The 18,788-nt window shown below is 60.6% G+C and carries 15 protein-coding genes; 6 read left to right on the top strand and 9 right to left on the bottom strand.

Features of this window, described 5'->3' with window-relative positions; genetic code table 11:
* Window positions 1-11: 11 nt before the first annotated feature.
* The 4 genes from HF327_RS10755 to polA all read right to left on the bottom strand — a co-directional run bounded on the left by HF327_RS10755 (window position 12) and on the right by polA (window position 4,981).
* Window positions 12-917 carry a dienelactone hydrolase family protein gene (locus HF327_RS10755; protein WP_169108223.1) on the bottom strand — a complete coding sequence of 302 codons (906 nt, stop codon included), beginning with the start codon at window positions 915-917 and terminating at the stop codon, window positions 12-14.
* A gap of 85 nt (window positions 918-1,002) precedes the next feature.
* Window positions 1,003-1,326, bottom strand: a complete 324-nt coding sequence (locus HF327_RS10750; protein WP_198460464.1) for an AzlD domain-containing protein — start codon at window positions 1,324-1,326, stop codon at window positions 1,003-1,005.
* Window positions 1,323-1,985 carry an AzlC family ABC transporter permease gene (locus HF327_RS10745; protein WP_169108222.1) on the bottom strand — a complete coding sequence of 221 codons (663 nt, stop codon included), beginning with the start codon at window positions 1,983-1,985 and terminating at the stop codon, window positions 1,323-1,325. The genes HF327_RS10750 and HF327_RS10745 overlap by 4 nt, the downstream gene beginning before the upstream one ends.
* Window positions 1,986-2,158: 173 nt before the next feature.
* On the bottom strand, window positions 2,159-4,981 hold the full coding sequence (gene polA / locus HF327_RS10740; RefSeq protein ID WP_169108221.1) for a DNA polymerase I: 2,823 nt from the start codon (window positions 4,979-4,981) through the stop codon (window positions 2,159-2,161).
* A gap of 100 nt (window positions 4,982-5,081) precedes the next feature.
* On the opposite strand from polA, the gene HF327_RS10735 reads away from it, so the two are divergent.
* The 4 genes from HF327_RS10735 (at window position 5,082) to HF327_RS10720 (ending at window position 9,714) form a co-directional block, all read left to right on the top strand.
* Complete coding sequence (locus HF327_RS10735; RefSeq protein ID WP_169108220.1) at window positions 5,082-5,444, top strand: hypothetical protein; 363 nt, start codon at window positions 5,082-5,084, stop codon at window positions 5,442-5,444.
* A 117-nt stretch (window positions 5,445-5,561) separates the two neighbouring features.
* Window positions 5,562-6,518: a homoserine kinase gene (locus tag HF327_RS10730; protein ID WP_169108219.1), complete on the top strand. Its 957-nt coding sequence runs from the start codon at window positions 5,562-5,564 to the stop codon at window positions 6,516-6,518.
* 124 nt (window positions 6,519-6,642) lie between these two features.
* The gene (locus HF327_RS10725; RefSeq protein ID WP_169108218.1) at window positions 6,643-7,470 is read left to right on the top strand and encodes a BPSS1780 family membrane protein; all 828 of its coding nucleotides are present in this window, start codon (window positions 6,643-6,645) and stop codon (window positions 7,468-7,470) included.
* A gap of 240 nt (window positions 7,471-7,710) precedes the next feature.
* A complete protein-coding gene (locus HF327_RS10720) occupies window positions 7,711-9,714 on the top strand; it encodes a PhoX family protein (protein ID WP_169108217.1) in 2,004 nt (667 codons plus the stop codon).
* 76 nt (window positions 9,715-9,790) lie between these two features.
* Here the strand turns inward: HF327_RS10720 and HF327_RS10715 are convergent, their stop codons facing one another.
* From HF327_RS10715 to HF327_RS22460, 5 genes are all read right to left on the bottom strand, one after another.
* Window positions 9,791-12,274 carry a UvrD-helicase domain-containing protein gene (locus tag HF327_RS10715; RefSeq protein WP_169108216.1) on the bottom strand — a complete coding sequence of 828 codons (2,484 nt, stop codon included), beginning with the start codon at window positions 12,272-12,274 and terminating at the stop codon, window positions 9,791-9,793.
* Between the two features lie 170 nt (window positions 12,275-12,444).
* Entirely contained in the window at window positions 12,445-13,971 is a 1,527-nt protein-coding gene (locus tag HF327_RS10710) for a DHA2 family efflux MFS transporter permease subunit (RefSeq protein ID WP_198460471.1), read from the bottom strand.
* 85 nt (window positions 13,972-14,056) lie between these two features.
* Complete coding sequence (locus HF327_RS10705; protein ID WP_169108214.1) at window positions 14,057-15,223, bottom strand: HlyD family secretion protein; 1,167 nt, start codon at window positions 15,221-15,223, stop codon at window positions 14,057-14,059.
* 35 nt (window positions 15,224-15,258) lie between these two features.
* Window positions 15,259-15,831 carry a TolC family protein gene (locus HF327_RS22465; RefSeq protein WP_328701771.1) on the bottom strand — a complete coding sequence of 191 codons (573 nt, stop codon included), beginning with the start codon at window positions 15,829-15,831 and terminating at the stop codon, window positions 15,259-15,261.
* On the bottom strand, window positions 15,789-16,757 hold the full coding sequence (locus tag HF327_RS22460) for a TolC family protein (RefSeq protein WP_236024140.1): 969 nt from the start codon (window positions 16,755-16,757) through the stop codon (window positions 15,789-15,791). Before HF327_RS22460 ends, HF327_RS22465 begins: the two co-directional genes overlap by 43 nt.
* Window positions 16,758-16,864: 107 nt before the next feature.
* Between HF327_RS22460 and HF327_RS10695 the strand changes: the two genes are divergently transcribed.
* On the top strand, window positions 16,865-17,467 hold the full coding sequence (locus tag HF327_RS10695) for a TetR/AcrR family transcriptional regulator (RefSeq protein ID WP_169108213.1): 603 nt from the start codon (window positions 16,865-16,867) through the stop codon (window positions 17,465-17,467).
* Window positions 17,468-17,709: 242 nt separating this feature from the next.
* Entirely contained in the window at window positions 17,710-18,687 is a 978-nt protein-coding gene (locus tag HF327_RS10690; RefSeq protein WP_169108212.1) for a GMP reductase, read from the top strand.
* Window positions 18,688-18,788 lie beyond the last annotated feature (101 nt).

Here is an 18,788-nt window from a genome sequence, read left to right as displayed (position 1 = left end):
CGATCACAAAATCAGGCCACGCCTTGCTTCTGGAACCAGCTCAGCATGTGCGCCCATCCGTCCTGCGCCGCCTGCTCACGGTAGCTGGGACGGTAATCCGCATGAAAAGCATGGGGCGCATCGGGGTAGATCACAAACTCAGAAGCCTTGGCCGCCGCAGATCCGCTCTTGAGTGCGGCCTTCATCGCATCGACCGACTCTTGCGGAATGCCCGTGTCCTTGCCGCCATACAGACCCAGCACCGGGGCCTTGAGCTTCGCAACCAGATCAATCGGATACGTGGGCTGCAGCTCATTCTTGTTACCCTGCAGACGCCCATACCAGGCCACGGCCGCCTTGACCGGGCCATGCGCGGCATACAGCCAGGTAATGCGTCCACCCCAGCAAAAACCGGTAATGGCCAGTTTGCTCACATCGCCTCCATTGGCACTGGCCCATTGCACCGCCGCATCCAGATCACCCATCGCCTGCGCATCAGGCACCTTGGCAATCACCTCGCTCATCAGCTTGGCCATCTCGCCATAGGCCATGGGGTCGCCCTGGCGTACAAACAAATCTGGCGCAATCGCCATATAGCCTGCGCGTGCCAGTCGGCGGCAGGTATCTGCAATGTATTCATGCACCCCAAAGATTTCAGAAATCACCAGCACCACCGGCAGATTCTTTTTGCCCGCAGGCGCGGCGCGATAGGCTGGCAGCTTGAAGCCGTGGACATCAATACTCACCTCGCCCGCCGTCAGGCCCTCGGCAGAGGTCTTGATCGCCGTCTGTGCCATCACCGGCCCGGCCACGCTGGCATAACCCACGCCAAGTCCCGCGCCCAGCGCGGCCCTCAACGCAGCGCGGCGACTGGGTGGAGCGTCGGCATGGGCGCCAAGCAGGCCCTTCATATCCTGAGCGATGTCTTCGTACTTCATGAATCCTCCTCTGGTTGATGGAATCTCAAGCCACGGCAGCGCAATCAGCCAGCCGCCTGCGCCCTGCAGTCTAAAGCCTGCTCATTCAAGCCAGCCAGCGCAGCAGCGCCGAAGCTGCAGCCCCCAGCACCACAACCAGCAAGAATGGGGCGCGCAACCACAGTGCCATCGCAGCCACCAGCAAGGCGCCCAGACGGGCATCCAGCGCCAGCTGCGTGCCACTGGCCACGGTATTCATCACCGTCAGCGCAGCCAGCAGCGCCACCGTCAAGCTGGCCGCTACCTGAGCCATGCGCGGGTTGCGCATCCAGCGCTCCGGCAAGCTGTAGCCCAGCAGCTTGGTCACAAAAGCCAGCGCGCAGGCCAGCAAAATCCATTGCCATAACGACAAAGTTAGAGGCAGCGTCATTGCTCTGCCTCCGAGGGTCTGACCCAGCCCCAGAGGGCCCCCACGGCGGCAGCCAGCAAAATGGGCACACCTGCCGGCACCACAGGAATGGCAATCGCCGTCACCAGCCCGCAAGCCAGCGCCAGAGCCACCGGTTCGCGCGCATTCAGGCGCGGCCAGAGCAAACCCAGAAAGGCGGCCACCGCCGCACCATCCAGTCCAAAGCGACGCGTATCGCCCAGCGCATTGCCCATCAGCGCGCCCAGCAAGGTAAACAGGTTCCACAGTAAAAACACACCCGCACCAGCCACCCAGAAACCACGACGCTGCTCACCCAGCTCATCCTGCCCGGATGCGGTTGCCGCAGACTCATCAATCGTCCAGTGCGCAGCCAGCCAGCGCGGCAGCCCTTTAACGCTCAGCAAGCGGCTCATCTGCATGCCGTAAATCGCATTGCGCACACCCAGCAACGTGGCGGCCCCCACGGCCGCCAGACCACTGCCACCACCAGCGATCACGCCGATAAATGCGAACTGCGAGCCGCCCGTGAACATCAATGCGCTCAACGCCATGGTCTGCCAGATATTGAGCCCCGCCGCCACGGACAATGCGCCAAAAGAAATGCCGTACAAGCCGGTAGCTACCGAAATGGATAGCCCCATGCGTACGGCGGGTGTCATTGCAAAGTCTTTGAACAAAGAATCCTCAAATCATTTCAGTAGCTGCCAGCGCATGTAAATAAGGCACTTCAGACATGAAATCATCTGAAGTGCCCTGTTTTCTTGCACTAAAAGCTCACTATTTAAAAGCGCTTTGGCGTGAAAGGCTCAGTGAGCCTGTAGTGAAAAGCGCATCAATGCGCTTTTTCCCAGTTCTCGCCAAAGCCGATCTCGGCCAGCAGCGGCACGGCCAGATCGGCCACGCCGGCCATGATGGCGGGGATTTCGGCCTTCACCCAGTCCCTGGCCGACTCGGGCAGCTCGAACACCAGTTCGTCATGCACCTGCATGATGACCAGCACCTCGGGCTTTTCCGCATCCAGCCGGGCTTGTACGGCGACCATGGCCTTCTTGATCAAGTCCGCCGCTGTACCTTGCATGGGGGCGTTGATGGCCGCTCGTTCTGCCGCTTTCTTGCGCGGGCCGTTGCCGCCGTTGATTTCAGGCAGTACCAGGCGGCGACCGAAAACGGTCTCGACATAGCCTTGGGCATGGGCCAGCTCCACGGTCTGGTCCATATAGCGTTTCACGCCGGGGTAGCGCTGAAAGTATTTGTCGATGTATGCAGCGGCGGCCTTGGTCTCTATACCCAGATTCTTGGCCAGGCCAAAGCTGCTCATGCCGTAGATCAGGCCAAAGTTGATGACCTTGGCGTAGCGGCGCTGCTCGCTGCTGACTTCGTCCACCGTCACGCCAAACACTTCGGCGGCCGTGGCGCGGTGCACGTCCAGCCCGTTTTTGAAGGCATTGAGCAAGGCCTCGTCGCCCGAGAGGTGGGCCATGATGCGCAGCTCGATCTGTGAGTAATCTGCGCTGGCAATCAGCTTGCCCTCAGGCGCGACAAAGGCTTCGCGCACGCGGCGACCTTCGGGGGTGCGCACGGGAATATTCTGCAAATTCGGATCGTTGCTGGACAAGCGCCCGGTCACCGCCACAGCCTGCGCATAGTGGGTGTGGACACGGCCGTCGGTGGGCAAGGCCATCTGCGCCAGCTTGTCGGTGTAAGTGCCCTTGAGCTTGGACAGGCTGCGGTGCTCCAGCAGCTTGGCGGGCAGCGGGTAGTCCTCCGCCAACTTTTCCAACACTTCTTCGTCGGTGCTGCGCGCGCCAGTGGCGGTTTTCTTCACCACGGGCATGCCCAGCTTGTCGAAGAAGATTTCGCCCAGTTGCTTGGGGCTGGCCAGATTGAAGGGCTGGCCCGCAATTTCGTAGGCCTCTTCTTCCAACTTCAAGATGCGCGCACCCAGATCATTGCTCTGGCGTGCCAGCTCGCCCGCATCAATGCGCACGCCGTTGCGCTCAATGCGAAACAGCGCTTCGCTGGTCTGCATTTCCAGCTCATAAATATGCAGCAGTCCGGCATTGGCCTGAATCTGCGGCCACAGCACTTGATGCACGTTCAGTGTCTGGTCCGAATCTTCACAGCTATAAGCCGCCGCCTTGTCGACCGGCACCTGCGCAAACGGAATCTGGCCCTTGCCCTTGCCGCACAGGTCTTCGTAACTGATGCCGGTGCGGCCGGTGTGGCGCAGCGCCAGACTGGTCAGGTTGTGGGGGCGATCGGCTTCCAGCACATAGCTTTGCAGCATGGTGTCGTGCGCATAGCCGCGCACGGTGATGCCATGGTTGGCAAACACATGCTGGTCGTATTTGACATGCTGGCCCAGCTTCTTTTTGCTGCCGTCTTCCAGCCAGGGCTTGAGCTTGGCCAGCACGCTGTTCATGTCCAGCTGCTCGGGCACGTCCATGCCTTCGTGGCGCAGCGGAATGTAAGCGGCTTCGCCAATGGCCACGCTGAAGCTGATGCCGACGATCTGCGCCCGCATTTCATCCAGCGAATCGGTTTCGGTGTCGATGGCGGTCAGCTCGGCGGCGTGGATCTTGGCCAGCCATTCATCCAGTTGCGCTTCCGTCAAGATGGTGGTGTAGACCACGTCGCGCTGTTGGGCGGCCACAGCCACTTCAGTGGCTTGTGCGTCATCCACGTCGAACAGGCCGCCCTGGGCAGTGTCAACCTTGCTGGTCTTGGCAGGCTTGGCGGCTTTTGCGGGAAGTGCTTCAGAAGCCCTAGCACCCAGCGCACGCGCCAGGCTCTTGAAGCCATATTTTTCATAAAACGGCACCAGCGCCGCATTGTCAGGCTCGGCCAGGACCACGTCGTCCAGCTGGGGCAGGCCGCCGATGTAGTCGGCCAGATCACAGTCGGTCTTCATGGTCACCAGCTGGCGACTCAGTGCCAGCTGGCCGCTGGCAATCGCATCACGCAGGTTTTGGCCTGCAACACCTTTGATGCCTGCGGCATTAGCTATCAAATTTTCTAGTGTGCCGTGCTCTTCCAGCCATTTGGCAGCGGTCTTCGGGCCGACCTTGGTGACACCGGGAACGTTGTCCACGGTATCGCCCACCAGCGCCTGAAAGTCGACCATCAACGACGGGGGCACGCCAAACTCGGCGGTCACCCCGGCCACGTCGCGCTTTTTGCCGTTCATGGTGTCGATGATGGTGACGTGTTCGTTGACCAGTTGGCTCAGGTCCTTGTCTCCGCTGGAGACGATGACATTGATGCCCTGGGCCGCCGCCATCTGCGCCAGCGTGGCGATCACGTCGTCGGCTTCGACGCCGGGCACAGCCACCACTTTCCAGCCCAGCAGCTTCACCACTTCGTGGATGGGCTCGATCTGGCTGCGCAGATCGTCGGGCATGGGCGAGCGCGTGGCCTTGTACTGGTCGTACATGGCATCGCGGAAGGTAGGGCCTGAGGTATCAAACACGCACACCGCATAGTCGCCCTGCACATCCTTCCTCAGCGCCTGCATCATGTTCACCATGCCGCGAATGGCGCCCGTGGCGGGGCTGGCCGGGTCGCCGGGAATGGCCCGCAGGTCAGGCATGGCATGGTAGGCGCGGTAAAGGTAGCTGGAGCCGTCCACCAGCACCAGGGTCTTGGAATTACTCATACCCCGAATTGTGCACGCGTGCCCGCTTGCGCAGGGCCCGGCTGCAAAGACGGACAGAGCATAGTGGGAGAATTCGAAGTCGCCCTACAATCGAACCATCATGCGCGCTGCACCACTTTTCATCATTCTGAGCCTGGCTGCCGGATCTGTTCTGGCCCAGACCTCCACTTCTGAACCTGCCCAAGCCGTGGCAGCTCCTGCGCCTCAAGGCCAGCAGGACAACTCCGCGGCCACCGGCAAGCACAACCAGCGGATTGAACATATCCGCGTGGAAGACGCAGGCAGCCGTGTTGATGAGACCCGTGTGGGCGGCCAGACCCAGAGCATTACCGTGCAGCCCAAGGTGGGCTCCATGCCCGAGTACGAGGTGCAGTCCAACGACGGCGCCCGCGCTGCCCGCAACCGCGACAACAACAGCGGCGACACCACAGGCACCCGCGTCTGGAATTTCCTCAAATTCTGAAGCGCCGCGCGCTTTTCCCCCATTCATGACAGGGCAGTGCCGCACCGCACTGCCCTGTTGCGTATAGAACCCATCACCTGTTAGCTCGGCCGACTGTCACAGGCCGGCGCATTCACCATGGCTGTTTTCACCGAAGTTTCCGATAAAGATGCGCGCGACCTGCTGCGCCGCCTGTCCCTTGGCTCGTTCAAAGAATTGCGCGGCATTCAGGGCGGCATTGAAAACACCAACTACTTTCTGACAACGGATCAGGGGGAGTACGTGCTGACTTTGTTCGAGCGTCTGAGCTTTGAGCAGTTGCCGTTTTACCTGTACCTGATGAAGCATCTGGCGCAGGCCGGCATCCCCGTGCCAGACCCGCAAGGCGAAACACGCAGCGGCGACATTCTGCTCAAGGTCTGCGGCAAGCCCGCCGCCATCGTCAACCGCCTGGCTGGCAAGAGCCAGCTGACTCCCCAGCCCGTGCACTGCGCCGCTGTAGGCGACATGCTGGCGCGCATGCATCTGGCTGGTCAGAACTATGAACGCAACCAGCCCAATCTGCGCGGCCTGCCCTGGTGGAATGAGACCGTGCCTGTGGTCCTGCCGCATCTGGACGAGCAAAAAGCGGGCCTGCTGCGTGCAGAGCTGGCCTATCAGAACCACATTGCCGCATCGGCGGCCTATGCGGCCCTGCCGCGCGGCCCCATCCACGCCGATCTGTTCCGCGACAACGTGATGTTTGAAGGCGACAAGCTGACCGGCTTTTTCGACTTCTACTTCGCGGGCGTGGACACCTGGCTCTTCGATCTGGCCGTCTGCCTGAACGACTGGTGTATCGATCACGCAACAGGTGCACACGATGCCGCGCGCGCCAAAGCCATGCTCGCGGCCTACCAGGCCGTACGCCCATTGTCGGCTGCCGAGCGTGAACTGCTCAACGCCCAGCTGCGTGCTGGCGCGCTGCGCTTCTGGATCTCTCGCCTCTGGGACTTCTATCTGCCGCGTGAAGCGGCCTTGCTCCAGCCCCATGACCCCACGCACTTCGAGCGCGTGCTGAGCCAGCGCATTGCCCACCCACTGACGCTGGACTAAGCGCCGAGCCCTACTCCCAAGCTGCAAAGTGCTACGGGGCTATTAATGGCCCCGTAAAGCCGTCTCGGGTACAGTGCAAGAAGCGACTTTTGCACGCTCTCGCAAAAGTATTTCAGCCTCTTCCATGAAACTTCAAATCGTTCCCGCCCGCACTGGTCTTCAGTGGGTGCTCCAAGGTCTGCGCACGTTCAAAAGCCAGCCTCTGGCTTTGGCCGCCCTGTTCTTTCTCGGCATGGCCAGCATGTCGCTGATCTCGGCCCTGCCGCTGATCGGCCCTGTTCTCGCTCTGGCACTGCTGCCCTGCATCTCGCTGACCATGATGGTTGCGGCCTCCGAAGCCGCCCACGGCCGCAAGCCCACGCCCGCATTGCTGCTGGTGTCGTTTCGCTCCGGCAGCCAGCACCTGCATTCCATGTTGATGCTGGGCGGTATGTACGCCGCAGGCTTTCTGCTCATCATCGGTGCCTCCACCATTGTGGATGGCGGCAACTTCGCCAGCGTCTATCTAGGGCAGACCCCCATGACCCGCGAGCTGGCCGAAGAGCCCGAGTTCCAGTCCGCCATGTGGCTGAGCATGTGCCTTTACCTGCCTCTGTCGCTGGCTTTCTGGCATGCCCCTGCCCTCATTCACTGGCATGGCATCAGCCCCGTCAAATCGCTGTTTTTCAGCTTTGTCGGCTGCATCCGCAATATCGGCGCGTACTTTGTCTTTGGCGTGTGCTGGGTCGGCGTCTTCATCGCAACCGGCATGGTGTTGGCCATCGTCACCGGCATTCTGGCTGCGCTCATCGGCAGCATTGCAGGCGGGCTGATGGTGGCGACGGCGCTGGCCCTGGCTGCAGTGTTTTTCACCTCCATCGTGTTTTCCTTCCGCGACAGTTTCAGCCCACCCGATGCCGACCCGTCTCTGATCGACTCCACGTCCAACGCAGCGCCGCCTTCCGATCTGTAAACATCTGGCGCATTAGCCATCACCAGCCTCGGCCAAAAGCCGGGGCTTTTTTCATGGCCTCGGCACCCGCGTCGCCTCGCCACAGGGCATTCATCAGAGCGTCATCAAGCAGCCATTCCACTGTCATATTTGTTTCCTAGGATTCGCAGGACTGACCAAAGCGCGCATCTCATGCCTTGGCATTCATCCAATTAAGCGCGGCCCACAAGTCTGCGCTCCACCCCACACTGCGAAACTCTCATGGCACAAAATCTGCTCAGCCGTCGTAAGGCCCTGCAACTGTTTACCGGCGCTCCTCTGCTCCCCCTGGGCTCGGCCATTTCGGCTTCCAGCCTGCTGGCCGCTTGTGGTGGTGGCGATGATGACAGCACGACGCCGATCACTCCGCCGGTCACCAAGAACTATGTCTCGGCAACTTTTACCAGCATGGCTGCCCCCACGCTGACCACGCCGGCCAATATGGCCACCATGTATGTCGCATCGCAGCTAAAAGTCACTTTTGACGACAAGAGCGAGCAAGCCTACGACCTGGGTTACCAGCCCTTCTTCGTGACTGGCGACGAGGTCTCTGACGGCAAGGGCGGCAAGATTCTCTCCGGTGGCTATTTCGACATCTTCAACAACAAGATCATCGACAGAACCGTCTCCGGCAAAGAGCGCCAGTTCTTCTCCGATTCGCCCGACGGCACCTCGCTGCTGACCGTACCCAACGCCAAGGTAGATGGCGTCAAGGGCCAGCCCGTGTTTGCCGTGGTGCAGTTCGAATACACCACACTGGCCCAGGACAGCAAGACCGATATGTACGGCAAGCTGCCCTCGCCCATCGCCGTGGTGACACTGGACCAGGACCAGACCACCGGCAAACTGAGCCTGGTGAAATACCATAACGTGGACACCTCCAAGGTCCATGGTCTGTGGATCACCTGCGGCGCCAGCCTCTCTCCCTGGGGTACACACCTGTCCTCGGAAGAGTACGAGCCTGATGCCTTCAGCATCGCCAGCAACGCCATGTTCCAGGCCTACAGCCAGAACCTCTATGGCGATGCGAACAAGGCCAACCCCTATCACTACGGCCACATGCCCGAAGTGATCGTCAACGTCGACGGCACCGCCACGATCAAAAAGCATTTCTGCATGGGCCGCATCTCGCACGAACTCGTGCAGGTCATGCCCGACCAGCGCACCGCACTCATGGGTGATGACGCCACCAACAGCGGTTACTTCGTGTTTGTGGCTGACAAGGAAAAGGATCTGTCCTCGGGCTCGCTGTATGTCGCCAAGGTTGGTGCCGGTTTCTCCATCGATCCCGCCGCCAAGAGCACGGCAGCTCTGACCTGGATCAAGCTGGGATCGGCGACCAGCGCCGAAATCGAGAACCTGGCCAACACGCTCAAGCCCACGGACATCATGACCGTGGCCAAGACCGACCCCAGCGACTCCAGCTACACCAAGATCGTGGCCAACGGCAAGACCGAGTGGATCAAGATCAACCCCGGCATGGACAAGGCCGCCGCCTTCCTCGAAACCCACCGCTATGCCGCCTTCAAGGGCGCCAGTCTGGGCTTCACCAAGATGGAAGGCACGACCGTCAATGCCAAGGACAAGATTGCCTACTCTGCGCTGCAGAACGTGCAGTCCTCCATGGTGGCTGGCAACGCTGCCAACGTGCCCGGCAATGGCGTCTCCGTACCCAAGCAACTGGTGGCTGGCGTGGTGATGGCGCTGAACCTCAAGGGTGCCCAGAAGGACACCGACGGCGCAGCCATCAACAGCGAATGGATGCCTGTGGACACCGCCCCTCTGCTGGCCGGCGAAGATCTGCTGGACAGCGATGGCAAAACCCTCAAGGGCGACGCTCTGGGCAACACCGCCAACCCGAACAAGATTGCCAACCCCGACAACCTCAAGTTCTCGGAAAAAATGCGCACTCTGTTCATCGGCGAGGACAGCAGCCAGCACGTCAACAATTTCATGTGGGCCTACAACGTGGACACCAAGCAGCTGTCGCGCGTGCTGTCCGTGCCCGCGGGCGGTGAATCCACCGGTCTGCATGCCGTGGACGAGATCAACGGCTGGACCTACATCATGAGCAACTTCCAGCACGCTGGCGACTGGGGCAGCATCCATGCCACCGTCAAGACCCAGCTCGACCCGCTGCTCAAGAGCAACTACAAGGACAAGTTCGGTGCCGCTGTGGGTTACATCACGGCCTCGCCCGCACAGATGAAGCTCAGCGCCAAATAAGCGCCCAAGCCTCAAAGAAAAAGCCGCAGCCTTGCAAAAAGGCGGCGGCTTTTTCATGCCTGAAGACTTCAGAGACTCAATCCACAATCGTCAGCTTGGCAATCGACAACGCCAGCCACTTGGTGCCGTGACGGCCAAAGCTGACCTGGGCGCGCGCATCGTCGCCCTGGCCCTCGACAGCCAGGACCTTGCCCTCACCGAACTTGTTGTGGAACACCGCAATGCCCGCCTTCATGCCATGCGACGGCTCGGCCTTTTGCTTGGGCACGGGCGGGCTGGCGAAAACGTCTGTCTGTTTGCTGCCCCAGTTGGAGCCAAACTGGCCTCCAGCCCTTGATCCATAAGAGCCACCTGCACCCGAATTAGGAGTAAAACTGCCAAAGCCGCTTTGCTTGGGCGTGATCCATTTCAGAGCTTCCTCTGGCAATTCGTCAAAGAAGCGGCTCTTGGTGTTATAGCGCGTCTGGCCATGCAACATGCGTGTCTGCGAATGGCTCAGGTACAGACGCTTGCGGGCACGGGTGATGGCCACATAAGCCAGGCGGCGTTCTTCTTCGATACCGCCACGGTCCATCATGGCGTTCTCGTGAGGAAACAGGCCTTCCTCCACGCCGCCAATGAACACGGCATCAAACTCCAGGCCCTTGGAGGCATGCACCGTCATCAACTGCACCGCGTCCTGCCCGGCCTGGGCCTGGTTGTCACCGGCTTCCAGCGAAGCATGGGAAAGAAAAGCTGCCAACGGCGACATGGTCTCGCCCGTGTCTTCATTAACCATGGATGCCGCCGTGCCAGCGGGTGCCTTCAAGGCTTCATCCAGCAGCGGAGCATTCGGGTCAAGCCCCTGGCTCGCCGGACTTTGCGACAGGTTGGCACCGGGCAGAATCTCCTGCGCATCCACCGGCAAGGCCACGGCATCGCGGCCAAAGCCTTCTTGCGTGACAAAGCTCTCGGCAGCCGTCACCAGTTCCTGCAAGTTTTCGATGCGGTCGGCACCTTCTTTTTCATTGCGGTAATGCTCGATCAGGCCGCTTTGCTCTTGCACCGTTTCGATGATTTCGCGCAGCGTCTTGCCCTGCGTCTGCTCGCGCAGCACATCAAGCTTGGCCACAAAGCCCTGCAGCTTGGTACCGGCTGAGCCCCCTACGGCCGTCACCGCATCATTCAAGGAGCAACCGCTGCCGCGCGCCGTGTCCTGCAGGACCTCGATCGTGCGCGCACCAATGCCGCGTGCGGGGAAGTTCACCACGCGCAAGAAACTGGTCTCGTCGTGCGGGTTCTCCAGCAAGCGCAGATACGCCAGCGCGTGCTTGATTTCCGCGCGCTCAAAAAAGCGCAGACCGCCGTACACGCGGTAGGGAATGGAGGCGTTGAACAGCGCCGACTCAATCACCCGGCTTTGCGCATTGCTGCGGTAAAGCACGGCAATTTCCTGGCGCTTGAAGCCGTCGTTTTTGACCAGCTGCTTGATCTCGTCAACCATCCACGCCGCTTCGGCGAGGTCGCTGGGGGACTCGTAAATGCGCACCGGCTCGCCCGGCCCCTGCGTGGTGCGCAGGTTCTTGCCCAAGCGGTTGCTGTTGTGGCTAATCAGCGCATTGGCGCAGTCCAGGATATTGCTGTAACTGCGGTAGTTCTGCTCCAGCTTGATCTGGTTTTTGACACCAAACTCGCGAATGAAGTCGGCCATATTGCCCACGCGCGCACCGCGAAAGGCGTAGATGCTCTGGTCATCGTCGCCCACGGCAATCACGCTGGATTGCGAGACATAGCGGCCGCCATCGGCCTCGCCCGCCAGTTGCTTGAGCCACTGGTATTGCAGCTTGTTGGTGTCCTGAAACTCGTCGACCAAGATGTGCTGAAAGCGGCGCTGGTAGTGCTGGCGCAGATGCACATCGTCACGCAGCAACTCGAAGCTGCGCAGCATCAGCTCGCCAAAATCCACCACGCCTTCGCGCTGGCATTGCTCTTCGTAGAGCTGGTACAACTCCACCTTTTTGCGCGTATCGGGGTCGGTGGCCACCACATCGGCGGGGCGCATGCCTTCCTCCTTGCAGCCCGCGATGAAGTACATCAGCTGCTTGGGCGGAAAGCGCTCGTCATCCACATTGAACTGTTTGCACAGGCGCTTGATGGCCGAGAGCTGGTCTTGCGTATCCAGAATCTGAAACGCCTGCGGCAGCTTGGCGGCCTGATAGTGGGCGCGCAGCATACGGTTGCACAGACCGTGGAAGGTGCCAATCCACATGCCGCGCACGTTGTAAGGCAGCATGCTCGACAGGCGCAGCAGCATCTCTTTGGCGGCCTTGTTCGTAAAGGTCACGGCCAGGATGGAGCCGGGCGTGGCCTGCCCGGTCTGCAGCAGCCAGGCAATGCGCGTGGTGAGCACGCGGGTCTTGCCCGAGCCAGCGCCCGCCAAGATCAGCGCATGGCCCGCAGGCAGCGTTACAGCCGCCAGTTGCTCATCGTTGAGGCCCGCCAGCAGGGGCGAGTTGGATGCGGGGTTGGTGCCAGAATTTGCATCTTCTGGCGCGGAGTCAAGCAGGTCGATCGGGAACATAGAGCGCCATTGTAGAAATGCTGGCGACTCCCTGCGATTTACTGCTCCATTACGCTATAAAAAGAAAAGCTGCTTGCGATTGATTTGTATGGGTTTTAAGCCTCTTAAGGCCTGAAACCGATGTCAATCAAGCGCAAGCAGCTATCAATTCAACGAGCACTAAAAAGCACTTAGTGCCCTCCGGCTCCCGGTTCCACGACGCGTGTCGGCTTGGGTGCCAGCCAGATCGCACAGGCCGCCAGAATAAATCCACCAGCAATGATGAACATGATCTGATTGGTGGCCAGCATCACGCTCTGGCTGGTGATGAGGTGATCGAAGGCCGAGAGCGACGCATCCGGGCTCATGCCCGACTGCTGCAGGCCCTGCAATACCTCGCCACTGCGGTCGCTCAGGCCCACCAGTTCGGCATGGTTGCGCGTGGTGCCGTTCTCCCATGCGGTGTTGACCACCGACACTGCCGCAGCGCCCGACAGGGTGCGCAGAAAGTTCATCAGCCCGGCCGCGTTATCCATCTCATGCGGCTCCACGCTGGCCAGCGCCAGCCCGGTGGTAGGGATGAAGAAGAACGGCAGGCCAAAGCCCATGAACATCAGCGGCAGGGCAATGTCCCAGTAGCCCATGTCAGTGGTCGCAAACGCGCGCCAGCAGGTGATGACACCCATCCAGAACACACCACCGAAGATCAGCTTGCGCGGGTCCATCTTGGCGGACAGCCCTGCGGCGGCAGGTGCGACAAACAGCGCAAACAGCCCCGTCCAGGCCGTCACCATGCCCGCCAGCGTGGCGGTGTAGCCCATGAAGCTTTGCAGCCACAGCGGCGTGAGCACGTTGACCGCAAAAAAGGCCGCAAACGCCAGACTGATGGTGAGCACCGCCATGGAGAAGCCTCTGTGCCTGAACACCCGCAAATCCACAATCGGGTGCTCGGCATGCAGCTCCCAGATCATGAAGGCGGCAAAGCCCACCACGGCGACCACGGCCAGTGCCACGATCATGGGCGAGGCAAACCAGTCCAGGTTCTTGCCCTCATCCAGCATCAGCTGCAATGACCCCACCCAGACGATGAGCAGCAGCAGGCCCACGGTGTCTATGGGGTTCTTGAGCAGTGGCTGCTCATAGCGCCGCACCAGGTGCCACACGGCAAAAGCACAGACCAGCGCCACCGGGATGTTGATCAGAAAGATCCAGTGCCAGGTGTATTCATCGCAAATCCAGCCGCCCACGATGGGGCCAAGAACGGGCGCAATCAACGTGGTCATGGACCACAGGCCAATGGCCGCCGGAGCCATGCGCGGCGGGAAGATGCGCAGCAGCAGTGACTGAGACAGCGGCATCAGCGGGCCACCGGCCAGACCCTGCAAAATGCGCGCAAACACCAGCATGCCCAGCGAATTGGCCATGCCGCACAGCAGCGATGCCAGACCAAACAACGCCATGGAAGTGGCAAACACGCGCACCGCGCCAAAGCGCGAGGCCAGCCAGCCGGTGAGAGGCACAGTAATCGCTTCAGCCACGGCGTAGCTGGTGATGACCCAGGTCCCTTGGCTGGTCGTGGCCCCCAGATTGCCCGCAATGCTGGGCACGGAGACATTGGCCACCGTCATGTCCAGCACGGCCATGAAGTTGGCCGCCGCCAGCACCAGCGCGGCCAGCCAGAGCGTGCCGTCTGTCAGCGGCACCATGCCGGGTGCCATGGGCACGGCAGGGGCATCAGCCCCTGCTGCTGGCACAGGGCTGGCCTGCACAGAATTTCCGTGGTGATCGCTCATAACAACAAGCTCACTGAGCGGCCGCCACGCCAGCGCCATCGGCAGGGCCGGTGCGTGTATCCACCGTCACATGCATGGACAGGCCTACGCGCAACGGGTTCTTTTGCAGCTCAGCCGGCTCCAACTGAATGCGCACCGGCAGACGCTGCACCACCTTGATCCAGTTGCCTGTGGCGTTCTGCGCGGGAATGGCGGCAAAGGCCGAGCCAGAGCCACCGCTGAAGCCCACGATCGTGCCCTTGTACTTCACGTCGCTGCTGTACAGATCCGCCTGCAACTCCACCTGCTGGCCCACGCGCACCTTGCCCAGCTGACCTTCCTTGAAGTTGGCATCGACATAAATTTGCTGCACAGGCACCACAGCCATCAGCGCTGCACCGGCCTGCACGCGCTGACCAATCTGCACGCTGCGCTTGGCCACCACGCCATCGACGGGAGCAAGCACCGTGGTGCGATCCAGATCAACCTGAGCTTGATCACGGCGGGCCTGCGCCAGCAGCACCTCGGGATTGCTCTCGCCATCTGCGCCTTCAATCAGCGTGGCGTTGACCTGCTTGGCGCCAATGGCGGCTTCGCGGTTGGCCTTGGCCTGCGCCTGCGCTGCCACCGCCGATGCCTGCTGCGCCTTGGCGGCGGCAAAGGCGTTCTGCGCCTGTGTCAATTCCTCACCAGAGACCGAGCCACTCTGGGCCAGCGCTTCACGGCGCTTCAAATCAATGGTGGCGCGCTCCATATCCGCCTGCGCGGCCAGCAACTGGGCAGCGGCGCGTTTTTCATCCGCTTCGCGTGCTGTAACCTGCGCTTTCAGCCCGCCATCATTGGCCACATAGCCTTTCACACGGCGTGTGGCACGGGCCAGTTCTGCTTCGGCTTGCGCCAGTGCCAGCTTGGCGTCTGTGGGGTCGATGCGCACCAGCACATCGCCTTTTCTCACCGCCTGCGTGTCCTTGACCAGCACCTCCAACACCGTGCCGCCCACCGATGGAGTGACCTGCGCCACCTCGGCCGCCGCATAGGCATTGTCGGTAGAGACAAAGTGGGAGGAATGCAGCCACCAATAGGCACCCGCAGCAATGCCCGCGACGATGACCACAGCGGCCAGACCACCAAGCAGCTTGTTACGGCGCTGCACGCGGACAGCAGAATTTTCGCTCACGGAAGAAGCGTTTTCAGTCATACAAAACCTTGGAATTATTCAGTTCTAGAAATCGATCAGGCCTGGGGCTGCTCAGCCGCCTTTTGCGCGCTGGCGTCTTCGCTCCAGCCGCCGCCCAGTGCACGGTGCAGAGCAATGTCCAGCGTCAATGCACGCGACTGCACATCGACCAGCTGGCGCACGCTGGCCAGCAACTGGTCTTCCGCCGACAGAACATCGAGGTAACGCGCCAGCCCGCCTTCATAGCGGTTTCTAGCCACGCGTTGCGCTTCAGTCGCTGCTTCTACGGCTTGCTCCATGGCCGTCAATTGCTGCTGCAATGCGCGCTGGCTGGTGGCGTTGTCTGCCACTTCCTGCAAGGCACGGTTGAGCGTGCTGTGGTACTGCGCTGCGGCTTCGTCATAACGGGCACGGGCCGCGCCCAGTTCAGAACGCAAACGGCCGCCGTTGAAGATGGGCAGGCTGATAGCCGGGCCAATGCTGGCAATGCTGGAGCCGCTCTTGGTCAACATGTCCAGCCCCAGCGACTGCACGCCGATAAAGGCGCTCAAGTTCACATCGGGATAAAACTCGGCCTGCTGCGCAGCTACGCGCGATTCCAGCGACTGCGCCTGCAGCCGTGCCGCCACCACACGGGCCGACGGCCCAGCAAGTTCGCGGACAGTTGCTCTGGCAAGGCCCAGCGTTGCTGCCACAGTGACTGCAGGCGCTGAGTGTCAATCTGAATATGGGCACCACGGTCAGGCGCAGCGCCCATCAAAGCAGCAATGCTGTTGCGCTGCAGAGCCACCTGCTCCTGCATTTGCGACAGCTCAGCACGGGCGGCTGCCAGTCTTGCATTCGCACTGTGTACGCTGCCCTTGTTTTCCAGCCCATTGGCATAGCGTTCAGCAAACAGGTTGGCCGTGGCCTGACGCACTTTGATGGACTGCTCCAGCGTCTGCTCATTCGCAGCCAGACGCAGCAACTGCGCATAGGCACTGGCCACGTTGCTGGACAACAGCAGGCGAGCCTGCGCGGCATCGGCCTCGCGGGCAGCCAGCTCACCGACAGCAGCTGCAACTGCTGCACGCTGCTTGCCCCACAAATCCAGCGACCAGCTCAAATCCAGCGTGGCGCGACCATAGTCATTCATGCCACGCGGCGTAAAGGCATCTGGGCTCAGGTGGTTGTAGCTGAGCTTGTCTTCACTGGCCGATGCGCGGGCCGACAGCTGCGGCGCGCTGGCCGATTCGCGCACGCCCAGCATGGCCTTGGCCTGTCGCACGCGGGCTGCGGCAGCGGCCATGTCTGGTGCGGTTTCCAGGGCTTCCGCAATCAACTGGTCAAGCTGTGCATCGCCATAGCGTTGCCACCATTGCTGCGTCGGCCAGTCCATGCGCGGGGTATTGCGCGCAGCCTGCAAAGCATCTGGCACAGGCTGAGTCAGCGATGCTTTTCCACTCCATTCAGGAACCTGAGCGCAGGCGGCCAGCAAGATGGGCAAGCCCAGGATCAGCCAGCCCTGGCGGATGCGCGGGTGACCCTCCAGCGCCGGTGCGATGCGTGTTGTCATTGAAATACTTTAATAATGAACTGTACGGTACAGTATATGTTTTAGAGTATTTCAATCGCAAGCGATACACTGAAAGACATCACATCAACCCAAGGACATTTCTCCTCATGCGTACCAAAACGGAGGAAAAGCGACAAGCCATCATTGATGTCGCCGCAGCCACCTTTGGCGAGCTGGGCTTTGAGCGCACGTCGATGTCCGAGATCTGCACGCGGCTGGGCGGCTCCAAGGCCACGCTGTACAACTATTTCCCGTCGAAAGAAGCGCTGTTTCTGGAGGTGATGTTTCAGGCCTCTGAAGCCGACTTTCAGAACACCATGCTGGCGCTGCAAACGCCCGGCGACGATGCGGCGCAGACGCTGCGAGACTTTGGTCAGCGTTTTCTGGGCCTGCTGTATTCGCCCAATGTGATGGCTGTGCGCCGCCTGCTGGTCTCAGAAGGCGGACGCTCCAATATCGGCCAGCGCTGCTGGGAAATGGGGCCTGCGAGGGGAAATGCAGCCATCAAGGATTTTCTGCAACTGGGCATTGAGCGCCAACTGCTGCGCGCGGCCGATCCCGAAATCATGATGCACCAGCTGCTGGCCTTGCTTGAAGCCGAGCTTTTGCCGCGCTTTGTGTTTCAGCATCTGCCTGCCCCGACGCCCGAAGAGATCATCCAGATCAGCGAACGGGCGGTTGAAACCTTCATGCGCGCCTATGGCCCATAGGCTTAAAAACTCCGAGACAGGTTCTATACGAAATTGCATATAACCCTCATAAGTTTATGTGAACATCCGCTTTTGATCAGCTCCATATAGAATCAATCACCGGGCCCAAGCTTCTTGTGGTCCGGTTTTTTTTGCCTGCTGCATGCCAGCACTGCCAAAAACCGGGCTCCAAGCCAAGCGCCTATCCTTGAAAATTGAGGTGGGTGAGATTCCCACCGTGACCTTTTCCGGAGCTTGGAACCATGGAAATCTTCGACTACGACAACATTCTTCTGCTTCCCCGCATGTGCCGCGTGGAAAGCCGTTCGGAATGTGACACCAGCGTGGTGCTGGGCAACCGCAGTTTCAAACTGCCCGTGGTGCCTGCCAACATGAAAACGGTGGTGGACGAGAAGATCTGCACTTATCTGGCACAAAACGGTTTCTTCTATGTGATGCACCGTTTTGACATCGACAACGTGGCCTTCACCAAGGACATGCAGTCCAAGGGTCTGTTCGCCTCGATCTCTCTGGGCGTCAAGCAACCCGACTACGACACGGTCGACAGCTTTGTCGCAGACGGCATCTGCCCCGAATACATCACTATCGACATTGCCCACGGCCATGCCGAGAGCGTGAAGAACATGATCCAGTACATCAAGGCCAAGATCCCCGCGGCCTTTGTGATTGCTGGCAACGTGGCAACACCCGAAGCCGTGATCGACCTGGAAAATTGGGGTGCCGATGCCACCAAGGTGGGTGTAGGCCCCGGCAAGGTGTGTATCACCAAGCTCAAGACCGGCTTTGGCACGGGCGGCTGGCAGCTATCGGCGCTCAAGTGGTGCGCCCGCGTGGCGACCAAGCCCATCATTGCCGACGGCGGCATCCGCAGCCATGGCGACATTGCCAAGAGCATCCGTTTCGGAGCCACCATGATCATGATTGGCTCGCTGTTTGCAGGCCATGAAGAATCGCCAGGCAAAACCGTGGAAGTGGATGGCAAGCTGTTCAAGGAATATTACGGCTCGGCCTCTGACTTCAACAAGGGCGAGTACAAGCACGTTGAAGGCAAGCGCATTCTGGAACCCGTCAAGGGTCCGCTGATGAATACGCTGATCGAAATGCAGCAGGACACTCAGTCCTCCATCAGCTACTCGGGCGGCACCAAGCTCATGGACATCCGCAAGGTCAACTATGTCATTCTCGGCGGCGACAACGCTGGCGAGCATCTACTGATGTAAGCGCGTAAGCGCAACTCACCAGCGCGAAGGTGAACCTCCAAAAAAAGCATCAAGGGCAGCTTCGGCTGCCCTTGTTGTTTCTGCGCTCAGTGCACACAACT

It is taken from the genome of Comamonas suwonensis, from assembly GCF_012844455.2.
Lineage (GTDB): Bacteria > Pseudomonadota > Gammaproteobacteria > Burkholderiales > Burkholderiaceae_C > Comamonas > Comamonas suwonensis.
This window is presented reverse-complemented; position numbering and strand designations above follow the sequence as displayed.

Bases quoted from the DNA above. Each gene is read 5' to 3' on its own strand.
- HF327_RS10755 (WP_169108223.1), bottom strand. From the start codon at position 917: ATGAAGTACGAAGACATCGCTCAGGATATGAAGGGCCTGCTTGGCGCC.
- HF327_RS10750 (WP_198460464.1), bottom strand. From the start codon at position 1,326: ATGACGCTGCCTCTAACTTTGTCGTTATGGCAATGGATTTTGCTGGCC.
- HF327_RS10745 (WP_169108222.1), bottom strand. From the start codon at position 1,985: ATGACACCCGCCGTACGCATGGGGCTATCCATTTCGGTAGCTACCGGC.
- polA (WP_169108221.1), bottom strand. From the start codon at position 4,981: ATGAGTAATTCCAAGACCCTGGTGCTGGTGGACGGCTCCAGCTACCTT.
- HF327_RS10735 (WP_169108220.1), top strand. From the start codon at position 5,082: ATGCGCGCTGCACCACTTTTCATCATTCTGAGCCTGGCTGCCGGATCT.
- HF327_RS10730 (WP_169108219.1), top strand. From the start codon at position 5,562: ATGGCTGTTTTCACCGAAGTTTCCGATAAAGATGCGCGCGACCTGCTG.
- HF327_RS10725 (WP_169108218.1), top strand. From the start codon at position 6,643: ATGAAACTTCAAATCGTTCCCGCCCGCACTGGTCTTCAGTGGGTGCTC.
- HF327_RS10720 (WP_169108217.1), top strand. From the start codon at position 7,711: ATGGCACAAAATCTGCTCAGCCGTCGTAAGGCCCTGCAACTGTTTACC.
- HF327_RS10715 (WP_169108216.1), bottom strand. From the start codon at position 12,274: ATGTTCCCGATCGACCTGCTTGACTCCGCGCCAGAAGATGCAAATTCT.
- HF327_RS10710 (WP_198460471.1), bottom strand. From the start codon at position 13,971: ATGGCACCCGGCATGGTGCCGCTGACAGACGGCACGCTCTGGCTGGCC.
- HF327_RS10705 (WP_169108214.1), bottom strand. From the start codon at position 15,223: ATGACTGAAAACGCTTCTTCCGTGAGCGAAAATTCTGCTGTCCGCGTG.
- HF327_RS22460 (WP_236024140.1), bottom strand. From the start codon at position 16,757: ATGACAACACGCATCGCACCGGCGCTGGAGGGTCACCCGCGCATCCGC.
- HF327_RS10695 (WP_169108213.1), top strand. From the start codon at position 16,865: ATGCGTACCAAAACGGAGGAAAAGCGACAAGCCATCATTGATGTCGCC.
- HF327_RS10690 (WP_169108212.1), top strand. From the start codon at position 17,710: ATGGAAATCTTCGACTACGACAACATTCTTCTGCTTCCCCGCATGTGC.